Below are 16,553 nucleotides of genomic sequence, written 5' to 3' on the forward strand. Positions count from 1 at the left end.
TTTAATTTATAACGCGAGAGCTTTCCGTGGCTGCGTGGTAGGTTTTAAGCGTTGCAAAGTGATGATGAGCTTTTTGTACTTGCTCGAACTCAAGCAACCATTGCGCATTACGCTGCGCGCTGCAAAACGCTCCCATATGTTGCAGCAACTCTTCGCTGTTTCTGTCTAAAACATGGTGAGTCGCTTTGACCAGCTCAGAGCTCTCAATCGAGAGAAACTGAAGTAGGGCATAGCTTTGGTTTAGTAAGTCAAAGGCTTTCTGATGTTGGCCTAACTTATTGAGGATTTCAGATTGCGATATAGCGGCATCTCGCAAACCAGTAAGCAAGCAACTGAATTGGCAGGGTTTGGTTGCCTTATTTTCAATCGCGCACTGAATGTGAGAGGGGAGGTTTGAAAGGACCAGATCGTATAAGTAGTGTGCTTCTGGCCAGTGCCCTTGTTCCAATAACTGTTCTGCTTTTAGGTAGTGTGTCCAGCACTGTTGTAGATCCATGTTCTCTTTACTCCACCGAAATTTATGGAGCCTATTTAAATAGAATTTATTCTCGATTGCAAATGGTTATCATTTAACGGCCGAAAAGGTTAATTGATGGATATTTAATCACTTAAACACAAATAACACCTAAGTCACTAAAATATAACTAAATATAGCCTACACTAAGGCAAAAGAAGTTCAAATAAGGAAATTGAAGATGGCTATTCAACGGTTAGAGGCAACTCAGTTGTATCACGCTGCCGAGCTGGAAATGTTGCCAAGTAAGTCGACCAAAGAGCTTCCGCCAATCGATGAGATTGTGGGGCAAAAGCGCGCGCAAAAGGCGGTAGAATTTGCGATGTCGATTAAAGAGAAGGGCTACAACATTTATGCCATCGGCCAAAACGGACTAGGTAAGCGTACGATGATTCTACGTTACCTTAACCGTCATAAGCATGAGCCTACGCAGCTTTATGATTGGTGTTATGTGGCGAACTTTGAAGATATACGTACGCCAAGAGTGCTTAAACTTCCGTGCGGAATTGGTAGCCAGTTTAAGCAAGATATCGAAAAGTTGATTTCCAAATTGCTGAACGCGATGCCATTGGCGTTTGACAATGAAATCTACTTTAGTCGTGCGGATAAACTGAAGAATCAGCTGGCTCAAAAGCAAGAAGCGGGACTGGCACAAATTACTAAAGAAGCGAAAGCCAAAGGGGTTAGCCTGACCATCACAACTCAGGGCGACTACCAGTTTGTTGCAATGAACGGTGATGAGATGCACACCGAAGAAAGCTTCGATGCCCTAACTAAGAAGGATCAAGAATACTTCGGTGAGACCATTGATGAGCTGGAAGTTAAACTCCGTGATATGGTGCGCCAGCTAACCGAATGGGAAGAGGCGTATAGTGAGAAAATTAAAAAGCTTAATGACGATGTTACCTTGGATGTGATCACGCATTTCATTAAACAGCTAAAAGATGACTATTCACGCTATCCTGAAATCAAAACATATTTGACCGAACTGCAAAAAGATATTGTCGAGAATGCGGATATTTTTCTTGAAAGTAGTGCCGAGCAAGCGGAGATGGCAAGCGCCTCATTAGACAAAAAATTACCGCGCCGCTACAAGGTTAACGTGTTAGTAAGCCGCTCAGGTGATACTTTCCCGATTGTGGTTGAAGAGAACCCAAACTATCACTCTTTGTTTGGTTACATTGAGACAGCAACCTTCAAGGGCACCGTATTTACGGATTTCTCTTTAATACGAGCTGGTAGCCTGCACAAAGCCAATGGTGGCGTGTTGTTGATGGATGCACAAAAGGTGCTAGAGCAGCCTTATGTGTGGGACGGCTTAAAGCGCGCATTACGTTCGCGTCAGCTGAGTTTTACCTCTTTAGAGAAAGAAGTCACGCTAACCGGGACAGTTTCCCTGGATCCAGAACCGATTCCATTGGACGTAAAAATCATCCTATTTGGTGACTACCGGACATATCAACTGCTGCAACATTACGATCCAGAGTTTAGCGAACTGTTTAGAGTGACCGCCGATTTTGAAGACGAGATGGGGCGTAGCGATGAGTCTGAACTGCACTACGCGCGCTTTATTTCCAGCGTCGTGCATGATAATGGCATGCTGCATTGTGACCGCAAAGCCATCGCGAGAATCATTGAACATAGCTCGCGCTTAGCGGGCGATCAGAAAAAACTCTCACTGCATTCGGCTCATATTGCCAATCTTTTGCGAGAGTCTAACTATGTGGCTAAGCAATCGAATTCAAATATGATTCGCTCGACTCATGTTGAAGAAGCATTAGCGAACCAAGAGCTACGCGTCAGTCGGCTGAAAGATTCAGTGATGGAAGGGTTCGTCAACGGCACGACTTTAATGCAAACCGAAGGCGAGGAAGTGGGTCAGGTTAATGCGTTGTCTGTGCTGAGTACCAGCGAATATATGTTTGGCGCACCTAACCGCATTACCGCCACTACCTGCTATGGTGAGGGTGATGTTATCGATATAGAAAGAAGTGTCGATTTAGGTGGCAGTATTCACTCCAAAGGGGTAATGATTCTCAGCGCTTATTTGTCATCGGTATTTGGCCGAACGGCGAAAGTACCACTGAATACTACCATTACTTTTGAGCAATCTTACGGTGGGGTAGATGGTGATAGTGCGAGTATGGCGGAGCTGTGTGCCGTGGTGTCTGCGTTTTCAAAACAACCGAATAGGCAAGACATCGCAATTACTGGCTCGATGAATCAATTTGGTGAAGCGCAGCCGATTGGGGGCGTGAATGAGAAAATTGAAGGTTTCTTCGAGGTATGTGGCATCAAAGGGCGTCATGACGAGCAAGGCGTTATTATCCCAAGGGCGAATATACATAACTTAATGCTAAGACCCGATGTGGTCAAAGCGGTAGAAAAAGGGGAGTTCCATATTTGGGCCATCGACCATGTGGTGGAAGCGATTGAGATCTTTATGGGCAAACCCGCGGGCGAGCTGAGCGAAGAAGGTAGCTATCCTATCAATACCGTGTTTGGTATCGCGCAGGCGAAATTAAACTCATTGAGAAAATAAACCAGCAGATAATGTTTTAGGGCTTCCATTTGGAAGCCCTAATTTTTTATGGATCACTAAGAAGTTTTAGAGCTCAATAAGCTCATTACCTGACTTGTTGCCAGTTTGGAATGCATCAATGCTGCCTAGTGTCGTGTCTGCGATGTTGCCTAACGCTTCGTGAGTTAAGAAGGCTTGGTGCCCGGTGAACAGCACGTTGTGGCAAGCGGATAAACGGCGGAACACATCATCTACGATGATATCGTTGGACTTATCACGGAAGAAAAGCTCCTTCTCATTTTCATACACGTCTAAGCCAAGCGCACCAATGCGGCCTTGTTTCAGTGCTTCGATTGCGGCTTCAGCATTTAATAATCCACCTCGACTGGTGTTAATGATCATCACGCCATCTTTCATTTGGCTAAATGCTTTTTCATCCAGTAGATGGTAGTTCTCTTCAGACATCGGGCAGTGAAGGGTGATCACGTCACTTTTTGAAAACAGTTCTTCTTTGCTGCAGTAGGTTGCGCCCATCTCAATGGCCAAAGGGTTTTCGTATGGGTCGTAGCAAAGAATATCCATGCCCAATCCTTTTAAAATGCGCATGGTTGCGATGCCAATTTTACCTGTACCAATCACGCCAGCTGTTTTGCCGTGAAAGTTAAAGCCGACCAAACCTTCTAGAGAAAAGTTTGCGTCACGGGTACGTTGATACGCTTTATGGAAACGACGGTTTAAGCTCATCATCAGGCCCACCGCGTGTTCCGCTACTGATTCTGGTGAGTAAGCAGGAACTCGAACGACTTGGATCCCGAGCGTTTTAGCCGCGTCTAAGTCGACTCTGTCGAAGCCCGCACAGCGCATGGCTATCATCTTCACGCCGTGCTCTGCCAGCGAGGTGAGTACCTCGGCCGAGAGATCATCGTTCACGAAAGGGCACACTACCTGGCAACCTTGCGCGATCTTAGCCGTTTTACGTGTAAGTGCAAAATCGTGGAAGTGCAAATTAAAACCAAATTTCTCGTTTGCTTTGCTGAACGACTCTTGGTCATAAGACTTAGCACTGAAAAAAGCGACATCTAACATAAAAGACCTCTCAAAAAATAGATGAAGGAGGGAAATTTCCCCTATTGAACATCTAATTAATAAAAAATAAAACCACCAATTTATTGTGGTATTTGACTGAAAAACATGGAGCCTCAGCGGTTTAAGATGATGCTTTTGTAAGTATGGAATATATGGCTAGAAAATGAGCGTCTATTGGCGTTTTTAGCAGTGATTTGTGGACTCTCAGAGCAAGCGAGCTTATTGGTACGGAATGTAGTGATAGAAGGATAAGAAGAGAGCGATTTTTTCAATGACTAAATAGTTACTAATCACTGAGGGGGAACGCTTGAGAGGGGAAGGTGATGTGTTAGAATCTCGGCAAATTTTTGTTGATGTAATTTTCTAATGAGACACCTTAAAACCACGATTCACCCTGATATCGAACACCTAGATGATAAGCTTGTGTTTAAACGTAATGCCGCGCGAGCTATCGTTGTGGACGGTGAGGATATTCTGCTGCTTTATACCGAACGTTACCATGACTACACCATTCCTGGTGGCGGTTTGGATGAAGGCGAAGATGTGATCGCTGGCATGGTACGTGAGTTAGAAGAAGAGACGGGCGCAAACAATATCCACAGCATCAAGCCTTTTGGTATTTTCGAAGAGTTTCGCCCTTGGTACAAAGACGATGCCGACGTAATGCATATGATTTCTTACTGCTACACCTGCAAAATTGACAGGGAGCTTGGAGAAACGTCGTACGAAGATTACGAAATCAAAAATGGCATGAAACCAATGTGGGTCAACATTCATGACGCCATTGCACACAATGAGAAGACGATTGCAGAAAGTCCGAAAAAGGGCATGAGCATTGAGCGTGAAACCTTTCTCTTGCATTTGATCGCCAAAGAGATGCTTTAAGCTCTGTTGACTTATTAGAAAGGCCCTCAATGCTCTTCAGTCTAATCAAGATCTGATAGGCAAGGATGGCCTTTTAACCGAGCTTTAGTGCCCAGTCCGTAACGCTCGTTTGATAATACGAATATCATAGAATAGTAATTCTTGATAAGAATATATTTGAGCGAAACTTGAATAAGTTAGATAGAATTCTAAGTTATTTATTTTCTATTAATATATCGTTCTGCATTGGCAAATAGCCTATCACATGTTTTTTTCTGCGCGGCATATTCAGAAGTCCCTTCTTCCATAGAATCAAGAACTTCTTTAGCTTTGTTATACTCTCCGACCATAAGGGAAAATCGCTCTTCAAAGTCGTTTTTTCGCATTTTTTTGCCGGTTTTTCTTACTGGTTTTCTCATGTCGTTCTAACCTTATAGATCCCATAGCTTTTTTTGTTCACGCTCTAACAGAATATGTTCGATTTTTTTTCTTATCTTATGAATGTTATCTAAGCTTTCGCCTTTAGCATTACTTTTAACTGTCGCTGCTTTCGAATTATTGCAAGTCAATTGCTTTTTCAAAGTTTAATTTCCTTCTTTAATGGTATATAAAAACATACCAAGGCTGTGCCTTATAAATCTTTAATTTCACCAGTCTTTTCCAACTCAAAAAATGAAAAAATTCAAATCAAAGAAGTGGATATTTATTCTGGTTAGAATATGCCGTTTAAGCACATCGTTATTTAGCTAATCCATGATAGTTGACCAGAGGTCTAACTTAGTTGTCTTATTTGACTGTATTTCGATAGATTAGAGTAAAAATAAAGCTACTAAATAAGGAATGAAGAAAAAGGTATCGCAGGAAAGATATTACGAATTAAATCGAAAAAAACTGAGAAGATCTTGAACTAAATATTTAATCAATAGCTCACTGCTAGAGCTGACGCTACTATACACTGTTTACGCATAATAGATATATTTTTCTTCATTAACTTTTAATTACCTTTAAAATCATATGGTTAAAATGGTGCCTCTTGATAGATTTCTTTTTAGTCCAATTAAGGCCAATAGTGCTATTCGAATAAATATTGCCCCACTCATGTTTGATGTATAAATGTGCAATTAGGCATTACGCGCAAGATTTGGATCGAACTTGGTAATTTTTAGGGGAGCTCAGTGGTCATTGATATGACGTACTAAGCGTAAAAACATCCAATTGCATAAAGCTTGAGGTAGTGACTCAATTTGAAAGCTTAGGTGCCAACCAAAGTGACTATCTATTGCGAGCAGTTTTCCTTAGGTAGTGTTTTTCAAGCTCAACTAAGAATAAAACTGAAGAAGCGACGGCTATTATTCTTAACCACACTTCTAACTCTAGCCCGCTGGTGCCGAATAGCGTTTGCATTACGGGTAAGTAGGTGAAACAGGCCTGAAAAACCAAAAGAACGGCAATTGCGATTAAAACATACACATTGCCGATTAAGCCCTGTCGGCAGAAAACGGAGCTGAGAATATATCTGGCATTGAATAGATAAAAGACTTCAAACATGACCAGAGTGTTGACCGCGATGGTGCGGGCTTTGGCAATGTCTTCACCTTGATCCATTTCCCAAACAAACATGCCAAGTGTTCCTAGCATTAAAATGACGGAAACAAAAAGGACTCGCCAAATAAGGTGGGTATTAAGAATCGGGGTGTTTGGGGAGCGGGGCGTGCGCTGCATTAGGCTCTTTTCTTTGGGTTCAAATGCTAACGACAAGGCCAGCGTAACTGCGGTGATCATATTGACCCACAAGATCTGAATGGGTGTGAGCGGCAGTTGTTTAAACCCAAGCATGACGGTGGAGAGAATAATCAATGCCTCGCCGCCGTTTGTCGGCAGAATAAATAAAATTGCCTTTTTTAGGTTGTCGTATACCGCTCTTCCTTCTTCGATAGCCGCAGTAATCGAGGCAAAGTTGTCGTCCGTGAGTACCATTTCTGCTGCCTCTTTCGCTGAGGCTGTGCCGTTTATCCCCATCGCGGTACCAATATCGGAGCGTTTTAATGCTGGTGCATCGTTTACGCCATCTCCCGTCATTGCGACGATTTGCTGGTGTTTTTGCAGCGTATTAACCAATCGCATCTTATGCTCTGGACTCACTCGCGCATAGATATCAACGTCTTTTGCCCGAATGGATAGCTCATCATCACTGAGTGAATCAATTTGCTGGCCAGTCAAGGTGTCTTGAGGGTTCATTAGCCCTACCTGCTGAGCAATCGCTTTTGCGGTCAAAGCGTGATCGCCCGTCATCATTTTTACGCGTATGCCTGCGGTATTGCACGCTTTAACCGCTTGTATTGCTTCCTCTCTTGGTGGGTCTATTAATCCTAAAAGGCCCAGCATAATGAGGTCATCGCAAACATCATCAAAAGTAAGTTCGAGCTGGTTGTATTCGGTAGGGCGGTAGGCAATTGCTAAAACTCGCATCCCTTGATTCGCCATTGTTTCGATTTGTTGGTGCCAATAACTTCGGTCAAGGGCCTTGGTTTGTTCCGTTTGAGCGCTGAGTTGATGGTCACAAATATCCAGTACCTGTTCGGGAGCCCCTTTAAGAACAATGAATGCTTCCCCTTGGTGACTATGGTGGAGTGTGGCCATAAAACGGTGTTCTGATTCAAACGGGATAAGGTCGGTGCGTGGGAATTGCTTATTTTCTGTGTCTGTGTCTAACCCGAGTTTCATTCCTGCGACTAAGAGTGCGCCTTCCATCGGGTCGCCTTGGATTTTCCATTGCTCGTCGGAATGGCTTAAGGTTGCGTCATTACACAGCACCGCCGCTTGGACTGCTTTGGTGAGTAAGGGATAGTCTTCTGGGTAAATGGCTTGTTGATTCACCGTGGCGACGCCATGCGGATCATAACCCGTACCACTAAGCTCGAATGAGTTATCTGCCGTTACTATGTTGCGCACGGTCATTTCATTGCGAGTCAACGTGCCAGTTTTATCGGTGCAAATTACGGTCACCGCTCCCAGAGTTTCCACGGCAGGAAGACGACGAATGATCGCATTCCGCTTTGCCATTCTCTCTACCCCGATAGCGAGGGTGATCGTCATAATCGCGGGTAGCCCTTCAGGAATCGCTGCAACGGCTAGGCTGATCGCGGCCATAAACATATCTGTGACTGGGTAATCTCGAACCAGTAAGCCGAAAGCAAAGGTCGCTACAGCCACAGCTAAAATGGCCACTGTTAGCCATCGACTAAATTGTGCAATTTGTTTTAGTAGCGGTGTAGTGGCTGGTTTGACGCGTGAAACCAGAGAACTGATTTTCCCCAGCTCGGTGTTTAGCCCTGTCGCGACAACAACACCGGATCCTTGCCCATGCGTTACCATTGTTCCTGAGTAAGCCATGCAGATTCGGTCTGCCAATTCACACTCTTTTGGTTGAGGTGCGGTGCGTTTGTCAATCGTCATCGACTCGCCAGTCAATACCGCTTCTGCAACTTGTAAACCTTTGCTACGAAACAATCGAAGATCGGCAGGTACGCGATCGCCTGGTTGCAAGATGACGACATCACCGACTACCAGCTCTTCCGCTTTAATCATGACTTGGTGACTACCTCGCAGCACCAGAGCGGTCGGGGCTAACATCGCTTGGATAGCATTGAGGGCGTTTTCTGCTTTGCCCTCTTGGATAAAGCCAATGATGGCATTAATGATCACCACCCCTGCAATAACACCAGCATCCACCCAGTGGTTAAGTAAAGCGGTGATGACCATAACAACCAACAAAACATGGATTAAGACATTATGAAACTGGCTAAGAAAGCGTTGGAAGGCGGTACGCCCGCGAGATGTTGGGAGTTTATTGGCACCATTTTGAGCAAGGCGCTGAGAAGCTTCCTGTGGAGTCAGTCCGTATGGCTGGCTCAAGAGGGCAGAAAATGTCTCTTCGGTCGTTTTATTGTGCCAAAGGGTGATTTTCTCTTCCATGTGAAAGCCTTCTTCTGATGGCACGAGGAGCAAAGTCGTTGATTGATAATTATACAATATGAACTAGCTTATGGGTATGAAGAGGAAAGCAGGAGGCTTTCGTTTGTGGCTGATATTTATGGTTTTGACTCGTTTTCACCCAAGCAAATAGCGGAGAAGGTGGACTCTATTGGGGTAACTAAAGCACGCTTGCCGCTGCTGTCGATGGTAATGCTCGGGATCTTGGCGGGTGCGTTTATCGGTTTAGGTGGGTTGTACTTCACCATTGTGAAATCGGATGCATCACTGGGGTTCGCAACGCAACAAGTCGTCGGCGGATTGACCTTTTCTTTAGGGCTGATTCTGGTGATCGTGGCGGGGGCCGAGCTATTCACTGGGAACAACTTGCTGGCGATGGCGTGGGCAGACAAAAAAATCACCACAGCTGAGCTTTTGAAAAACTGGGTGGTGGTATGTTTGTCCAACTTCGTCGGTGCTGTTGGTGTTGCCACTTTGGTGTTTCTTTCTGGACACCCAGAAATGAATCAAGGGGCGATTGCGTTGACCTATGCCAAAATCGCAGCCGCAAAATGCGATATGCCTTTCTGGACGGCATTTTTCCGTGGCGTGCTTTGTAATGTGTTGGTGTGTATGGCGGTTTGGATGGCATTGGCAGGTCGCAGTGTTGTCGATAAAGCGGTAGCGATCATTTTTCCTATCTCCGCTTTCGTTGCGGCGGGGTTTGAGCACAGCATCGCCAATATGTACTTTATTCCTTTGGCAATGATGCTGCAAAGCGCAGGTACGGTAGAGGTTGCAAACTCCGTGGGCGTATTTGGCTTTTTAGGCAATTTATTACCCGTTATTTTGGGTAACCTCGTGGGTGGCAGCGTATTTGTTGGCTTGGTTTATCACATTATTTATCTGCGTGGTAACCCTGAAAAACGGCAGTAGCTTGGATGGAAACAACGCGCCCCACCAATATCAAAACGCTCGGTTCGCCCAGCGATTTTGATCGTGACTGCTATAATCTAGCTAGTTTCAAGTAGCAAGGTAACGGCTATGAGATCTCACCACAACAAGTTGTCCAAGGCATCCAAGCCTTCTAATTCAGCAGCGGGGCAATCTAAGAAAAGCCTGCCCCCATCAGATAAGATCCTGACACGTACTCAAACGATCTGCCCATTTTGCGGTGTGGGGTGCGGAATGCTGCTTTCCTGCGATGAAGAAGGGCACATTTGTAGTGTCAGCCCATTAACTCAACATCCGATCAGCCAAGGTAAGCTGTGTGAAAAAGGCTGGAGCAGCCCGTACGCGATTTCGCCAGATAACCGAATCACTCAACCATTAAAGCGATGCAACAATCAATTCGTGCCTGTCAGTTGGGATGAGGCGCTGGATGACATTAGCACCATGCTAACCGAGATTATTGACGAGTTTGGCCCTAATGCGACGGGTGTTATCAGCAGCGCCCGAGCAACCAACGAAGACAATTACGCGGCGCAAAAGTTTGCCCGAGCAGTATTAGGCACCAACAATGTTGATCACTGTGCGCGTATTTGTCACAGCCCAACCGTCGCAGGGTTAAAGCAAGTGCTGGGCTCTGGTGCGATGACCAATAGCGCGAAAGATCTGTTTGAAACCGAAGTGATCGTCGTGTTTGGTGCGGATCCGACAGAGAATCACAGTGTCTTGGGTGGGCAGATAATACGAGCCAAGATGGCGGGGGCAAAGCTCATCGTCGTCGACCCGAGAGTCACGCGTTTGGCTAAGCTTGCCGATTTACACTTGCAGCTTAGCCCTGGCAGTAATATTGCGCTCATTAACGCGATGATTCAGGTCATCATCAGTAACCAATGGCATGACAAAGAGTTTATCTCGCGTCGTTGTGATGGCTTTGAGGCCTTAGAAAAGCAGGTTGAAAGTATTACTCCGGAATCGGTTGAGAAGATTACCGGGGTTGATGCCGCATTGATTCGAGAAGCCGCAAAATGTTATAGCCAAGCGGAGCTCGCCATGATTTTGTACGGCATGGGGATTACTCAATTTGTCAGCGGTACTTCCAATGTGGTTGCTTTGGCTGACTTAGCCTTAGTGTGTGGACATATAGGCAAACCGGGCACCGGTATTAACCCACTGCGTGGACAAAATAACGTTCAGGGCGCGTGTGATATGGGGTGCTTGCCTAATGTTTATCCCGGGTATCAATTGGCTGATGAGAAGAAAACACAACGGCATTTTTCTGAACAGTGGGGCTGCGAAGTGGCTTCGGCACAGGGGTTAACCTCATTAGGGATGACAAAGGCCGCCTTAGAAGGACAGTTCCGTGCTCAAATTCTGTTTGGTGAAGACCCGGTTGTGACAGACCCAGACCAAAACCACGTTCGGCAAGCCTATAAATCACTGGATTTGCTGGTGGTCGCTGAACTGACCATGACAGAAACCGCCAAGCTGGCGGACTACATTCTTCCTGCTGCTTCTTTTGCCGAAAAGTCAGGCACCTTTACCAACTGTGAGCGTCGCGTGCAGCGAATCAACCCAGCCATGCCGCCACTAGGTGAGGCAAAGGGAGATTGGCAATGGCTGCAAGCACTGGCAGAAAGGATGGAAAGCCACGCACTCAATTGGACAAGCAGTGAAGAAGTGTTCGATGAAATGGCCTCTTTAACGCCGTCTTATCAAGGGATGAACTACCAAAAATTGGCGCAGAACTATGGTCTACAATGGCCATGTAATGATAAGGCACCAGAAGGAACAAGCGTTCTCCATCAAGATACCTTTCCTATTGGGCGCGCTCGTTTAACCCCCGTTCATTATGTGCCGATTGCAGAGTCTGCGGATGAGCAGTTTCCGCTTTTGTTAACCACTAACCGGCTTCACTTTCATTATGGCTGTGGTTCTATGACCCGAAAATCGCCCTTGTTGGAGCGAGAAATTCCACCCGGGATTTTATTCATTAACCCACAAGATGCCCACTCGCTCGGAGTCTCTTTGTATAGCCCAATCTGTGTACGCTCAAGGAGAGGTTATATAGAAACCCGAGCCATGATCACGGACGATGTTCCCCCAGGGGTGGTGAGTATGCCTTATCACTTTAAAGAAGCGCCGTCGAATCAGCTAACCAATACTGCGCAAGACCCGGTCACTAAGATGCCTGAATTAAAAGCGTGTGCAGTGGCAGTGGAACTATTACCCGCCGGGCATCAACCAAGTGCAATTTGGACACTTCAGGGGGAAGCAAAATGATGGAGACCTACCTGCTAGATTCGATCGACTCACTTCGAGCCCATTTATTACAGAGCAGAGAGCTTTATCAGGTCGTCGCAGACAATGAGGGCGAACCCAGTGAGTGTTACTGGCAGCCTGTGTATGGTGAGCAGTTACCGCCACTCATAAGTCGCAAACCACTGCATTCAGCGAAAGCTTTCTTCTTTGCTGAAAGCGAACCCATGTATGTGTTTGATGGGCAGTTTTTTAAAGAAACCTTGCCCAAAGTCGAGTCCTTTGTTCTGTTTGGTGTGCAAAGTTGTGATTTGGTCGCGATTCATTATCAAGACCAGTTTTTTCAACAAGATCCGTATTATCAAGCCCGCCGCCAACAAGCGTTGCTGGTTGGGTTGGAATGTACTCAGCCCTGTGAACACGGTTTTTGCCCGACAGTAAATGCTGGCCCAAGTGTCAGAGATGAAACCGCTGATTTAGTGCTTCATCCGCTTGATGAGCAACAGTGGCTATTGGTAGTGCTTTCTGAGCGAGGCGAAAAGGCATTGAAAGGGTTGGATCTGACGATTGCAGCGCCTAATGAGCAGAATCAACGCTGGATAAACATTAATCAATGTGAGCGGGCTTTCCCTAATGACCGTTACCTTCTTGATGGCATCAGCAAAGTAACAGAAGGCGAGGTGCCGCAAGAGTTTTGGCAGCAAGTGGGCGTTCAATGCTTGGGCTGCTCTGGCTGTACGACGCTGTGTCCTACCTGTTCATGCTATGGTACTCGATCGGTAGAAAAAAAGTCGGTAGAGAAAACGGATGGTGAAGCGACGGTTTCCCAAGTGAGGTTTTGGGACTCTTGTTTATACGAGGGGTTTCAGCGTGAGGCGAGTTTTCATAATCCTACTAAGGAAGCGGGAAAACGAGTTGAACGCTTTTGGTATCACAAGTTTAGCCATGATTTTGTTCCAGAGTTCGGACGGTATGGATGCGTGGGATGTGGGCGTTGCGAACAGACTTGCCCTGGCGTGATTGGAGTACACTCATTAATGAAAAGGATCGCAGATGATGTATAGCCTAACGCCAGAAAGCATTGAAATTATCGATTTCTACGACGATGGGGAAGACACCCGTCACTATCAATTTCGTTTACTGAACATGACTTCAGCATGGTCAAACAGCGAGTGCGGTCAGTTTTTCATGTTATGTGTGCCGGGTGTTGGTGAAGCGCCTTTTACGTTTACGGAATTGCCCAACGAGTCGGGACATTTTCGTGCGCTGGTACGTAAAATGGGATCAGTCACACAAGCGCTCTTTGCGAAAGGACGAGGTGATATTCTCGGAGCACGGGGCCCATTCGGCCATGGCTGGTTAAGCAGTGACTTTGCCGATAAAAAGATCCTGATTATCGGCGGTGGGTGTGGTTTGGCCCCCTTGGTCAGCGTTATTGAACAACTTATCGATCAGCAGAATTTTACCCAGTTGGAAGTTGTGTATGCCGCTCGCAATAAGAACAACTTGCTGCTAACGCCAGAGCGAGAACACTGGCAGCACTGCATACCGATGTTCAATGTGGTGGAAGATATCACCGGTTTGGATGCGCAAAACTACTATCTAGGAACCGCGCTAGGTGTGCTTCCGCAAGTATTGAATTCGTTTGGTGAGCAGCCAGACTGTGTGTTGATGGCAGGGCCAGAAGCGATGATGTGCGCTGTGAGTGAGTTTCTTATCGACTACGGTATTGATGCCAAAGATATTTACCTCTCGGTAGAGCGGCGAATGCATTGTGCCGTTGGGTTGTGTGGGCACTGTTATTTGAAACAGCACTATGTGTGCAATAAAGGCCCAACATTTCGCTGGGCCGATGTGGGGGCCATCTTGTCATCATGAGTGCGGCTTAGGTTGGCGTTATATCTTATTGGCTTTCGCCAGCGCTTGCTCTGCTTTTGCCACAACCGCGCATCCTTTGGCAAAGGAGTCAGGATTGAGTGAGATCGAATCGATGCCACAATCGACAAGAAACTCAGCAAATTCAGGATGATCTGATGGGGCTTGCCCACAAATACCAACTTTGCATCCTTTTTGGTGTGCGACTCGGATAACCTGCTCAATAAGGCTTTTTACTGCATCATCTCGTGCATCGAACATTGGCTTGAGTTCGGCGGAGTCTCGGTCAATGCCTAATACCAATTGAGTTAAGTCATTGCTGCCGATAGAAAAGCCGTCAAACCGCTCGGCAAAGCGATCGGCGAGAATGACATTGGAGGGTATTTCACACATGACATAAACTTCCAGCCCATTGTCACCGCGTTTAAGGCCCGCTTCGGCCATAACCTCAAGCACTTTATCGGCTTCGCTGACCGTGCGGCAAAATGGGATCATGACGATGATGTTATCAAATCCTATTTCTTCTCGAGCCTTTAAGATCGCTTTACATTCCAATTGAAACGCTTCGCGGTAATGAGGGTGGTAATAGCGAGAGGCCCCGCGTAAACCGAGCATTGGGTTTTCTTCATGTAGCTCAAAAAACTCTCCTCCCAGTAAACCTCGGTACTCGTTGGATTTGAAATCAGACATGCGCACAATTACCGGTTTTGGATACTGACTTGCCGCGATCTTACTGACGCCGAGTGCGAGGTTATCGACAAAAAAGTCCGCCATGGTAGGAAATCCCTCACAACGAGTGCGAATCGCCTGCTCAACACCGGGGTCGGTGACTTGTTCTGGGTGCAATAACGCCATCGGGTGCAACCCAATTTGACTGGAAATAATGAACTCTATTCGGGTTAAACCTATCCCAGAGGTGGGCAGTTGCCACCAATGAAAAATACCGTCGGGCATGGCTGCGTTGATCATAATGTTGGTTTTGGTGGCTGGTAGCGCTTTTAGGTCGATCTCTTGAGTGGAATAGTTGACCTCGCCATCATAAACCCGGCCAGTGGCACCCTGAGCGCAACATAGCGTGACAGTTTTACCCGATGGCAGTATTTGCGTCGCGTGCTCTGTTCCGACAATTGCTGGGACTTTTAGCTCTCGGCTGACAATCGCGGCGTGGCTGGTTGGCCCGCCAGAGTCAGTGATGATCCCCGCTGCTTTGCGCATCAAAGGAACCCAATCCGGATCGGTACGTTCTGTGACGAGAATGGCACCGTCAGGAAAACTATCAATATCATCGGGTGATAGAACCGTGTGCGTTTTCGCTATTGCTATCGCGCCCCCCACACTGGCACCTTCAAGCAGAACAGGCGCAGAAGTTTTGTCGAGTTGGTAGTTCACCAGCAAAGCGCTATCTCGATGGGATTCGACGGTTTCTGGCCTTGCTTGAACTAAAAACAGCTGTTGAGTATGGCTGTCTTTTGCCCATTCCATATCCATTGCGCACCCATAATGTTGTTCTATGATCACGGCCCAGCGGCTCAGTTGCAGAACCTCATCGTCACTCAGCACCAATTGTTTTCTTTCGTCGTTGCTGGTTGGCAACGTCACTGTTGGATGATCAGAGCTACCGGGTTGACTAAACAGCATTTTTTCCAGCTTGTTGCCGAGTTGTTTTTCAATGATGGGGCGTTTGTTTTTTTGTTCAAGCAAAGGTTTGTAAACCATAAAACGATCCGGTGTGACCGAGCCTTTGACAATGGTTTCCCCCAGTCCCCAACTGCCGTTAATCATTACAACATCTGGGAATCCGTTTTCCGTATCGAGACTAAACATCACGCCGGCGCACTCTGATTCAATCATTTGTTGTACCCCGATGGATAACGCGACTTGCTGGTGTTCAAACCCTTGTTCTTGTCGGTAGACGATGGCGCGGTCGGTGTACAGTGAGGCAAAACACTGTTTGCAGGCGTCAAGAACTTGCTCGTCACCGCTGATGTTCAGATAGCTTTCTTGTTGACCAGCAAAACTGGCCTCAGGCAAGTCTTCTGCGGTGGCGGAACTTCGCACGGCAACAGCAGCAAAATCAACGCCAATCTTCTCACCTAGCTTATGGTATGCATCCAGAATCAGGCTTTCTTGCGCTTGAGTGAAATACCCATTCTCAATTAACTGACGGATTTCCTGACCTGCTTGCGCCAGAGTTAACTCTCCGTCATCCATAGCGTGCAGAATGGTTGCGATCGGGGAGTCCAGTTCATTTTGCTTAAGGTAATCTCGATAGAGTTGTGCGCTTGTCGCAAAGCCGTCCGGTACGCGAATCCCCGACTGACTCAGTTGACTGAGCATTTCGCCTAAGTTGGCATTCTTGCCGCCTACCAGAGCGACATCACCAGAATGAAGCTCCTTAAAGGGGTAAATCAACGTTTGCTCGCTATCTGCCTGCATGGTGTCCGTCCTTGTGTTCATTATTTGGTTTAAGTCACTATCTCGCCCCTTGTTTGTATTTTGTGTGGGCGATGAGATGAG

At 46.5% G+C, this 16,553-nt stretch carries 11 protein-coding genes; 6 read left to right on the forward strand and 5 right to left on the reverse strand.

All coding sequences use genetic code 11. The features are described 5' to 3' along the window. Position 1: 1 nt before the first annotated feature. Complete coding sequence (locus tag VNE01S_RS13345) at positions 2–496, reverse strand: hypothetical protein (RefSeq protein WP_053394577.1); 495 nt, start codon at positions 494–496, stop codon at positions 2–4. A 199-nt stretch (positions 497–695) separates the two neighbouring features. On the opposite strand from VNE01S_RS13345, the gene VNE01S_RS13350 reads away from it, so the two are divergent. After that, complete coding sequence (locus VNE01S_RS13350) at positions 696–3,056, forward strand: Lon protease family protein (protein ID WP_053394578.1); 2,361 nt, start codon at positions 696–698, stop codon at positions 3,054–3,056. A 66-nt stretch (positions 3,057–3,122) separates the two neighbouring features. Here VNE01S_RS13350 and VNE01S_RS13355 read toward each other — a convergent pair whose 3' ends face one another. Then, positions 3,123–4,121: a 2-hydroxyacid dehydrogenase gene (locus VNE01S_RS13355; RefSeq protein WP_053394579.1), complete on the reverse strand. Its 999-nt coding sequence runs from the start codon at positions 4,119–4,121 to the stop codon at positions 3,123–3,125. A gap of 366 nt (positions 4,122–4,487) precedes the next feature. Between VNE01S_RS13355 and VNE01S_RS13360 the strand changes: the two genes are divergently transcribed. Further along, positions 4,488–5,006 carry an NUDIX hydrolase gene (locus tag VNE01S_RS13360; RefSeq protein WP_053394580.1) on the forward strand — a complete coding sequence of 173 codons (519 nt, stop codon included), beginning with the start codon at positions 4,488–4,490 and terminating at the stop codon, positions 5,004–5,006. A gap of 197 nt (positions 5,007–5,203) precedes the next feature. On the opposite strand, the gene VNE01S_RS13365 is transcribed toward VNE01S_RS13360, so the two are convergent. Then, on the reverse strand, positions 5,204–5,404 hold the full coding sequence (locus VNE01S_RS13365) for a hypothetical protein (protein ID WP_053394581.1): 201 nt from the start codon (positions 5,402–5,404) through the stop codon (positions 5,204–5,206). An 853-nt stretch (positions 5,405–6,257) separates the two neighbouring features. Then, a complete protein-coding gene (locus VNE01S_RS13370; RefSeq protein ID WP_053394582.1) occupies positions 6,258–8,960 on the reverse strand; it encodes a cation-transporting P-type ATPase in 2,703 nt (900 codons plus the stop codon). Positions 8,961–9,065: 105 nt separating this feature from the next. Here VNE01S_RS13370 and VNE01S_RS13375 point away from each other — a divergent pair, with 105 nt between their 5' ends. From VNE01S_RS13375 to VNE01S_RS13390, 4 genes are all read left to right on the forward strand, one after another. Next, positions 9,066–9,893 carry a formate/nitrite transporter family protein gene (locus VNE01S_RS13375; protein ID WP_053394583.1) on the forward strand — a complete coding sequence of 276 codons (828 nt, stop codon included), beginning with the start codon at positions 9,066–9,068 and terminating at the stop codon, positions 9,891–9,893. Positions 9,894–10,001: 108 nt separating this feature from the next. Further along, entirely contained in the window at positions 10,002–12,185 is a 2,184-nt protein-coding gene (fdhF, locus tag VNE01S_RS13380; RefSeq protein ID WP_053394584.1) for a formate dehydrogenase subunit alpha, read from the forward strand. Beyond that, positions 12,182–13,225: a 4Fe-4S dicluster domain-containing protein gene (locus VNE01S_RS13385; RefSeq protein ID WP_053394585.1), complete on the forward strand. Its 1,044-nt coding sequence runs from the start codon at positions 12,182–12,184 to the stop codon at positions 13,223–13,225. The genes fdhF and VNE01S_RS13385 overlap by 4 nt, the downstream gene beginning before the upstream one ends. Beyond that, a complete protein-coding gene (locus VNE01S_RS13390) occupies positions 13,215–14,039 on the forward strand; it encodes an iron-sulfur cluster-binding protein (protein ID WP_245649898.1) in 825 nt (274 codons plus the stop codon). The genes VNE01S_RS13385 and VNE01S_RS13390 overlap by 11 nt, the downstream gene beginning before the upstream one ends. 18 nt (positions 14,040–14,057) lie before the next feature. Here the strand turns inward: VNE01S_RS13390 and ppsA are convergent, their stop codons facing one another. Next, on the reverse strand, positions 14,058–16,472 hold the full coding sequence (gene ppsA / locus VNE01S_RS13395; RefSeq protein WP_053394586.1) for a phosphoenolpyruvate synthase: 2,415 nt from the start codon (positions 16,470–16,472) through the stop codon (positions 14,058–14,060). Between the last annotated feature and the right edge of the window lie 81 nt (positions 16,473–16,553).

It is taken from the genome of Vibrio nereis NBRC 15637 (genome assembly GCF_001591105.1).
GTDB lineage: Bacteria > Pseudomonadota > Gammaproteobacteria > Enterobacterales > Vibrionaceae > Vibrio > Vibrio nereis.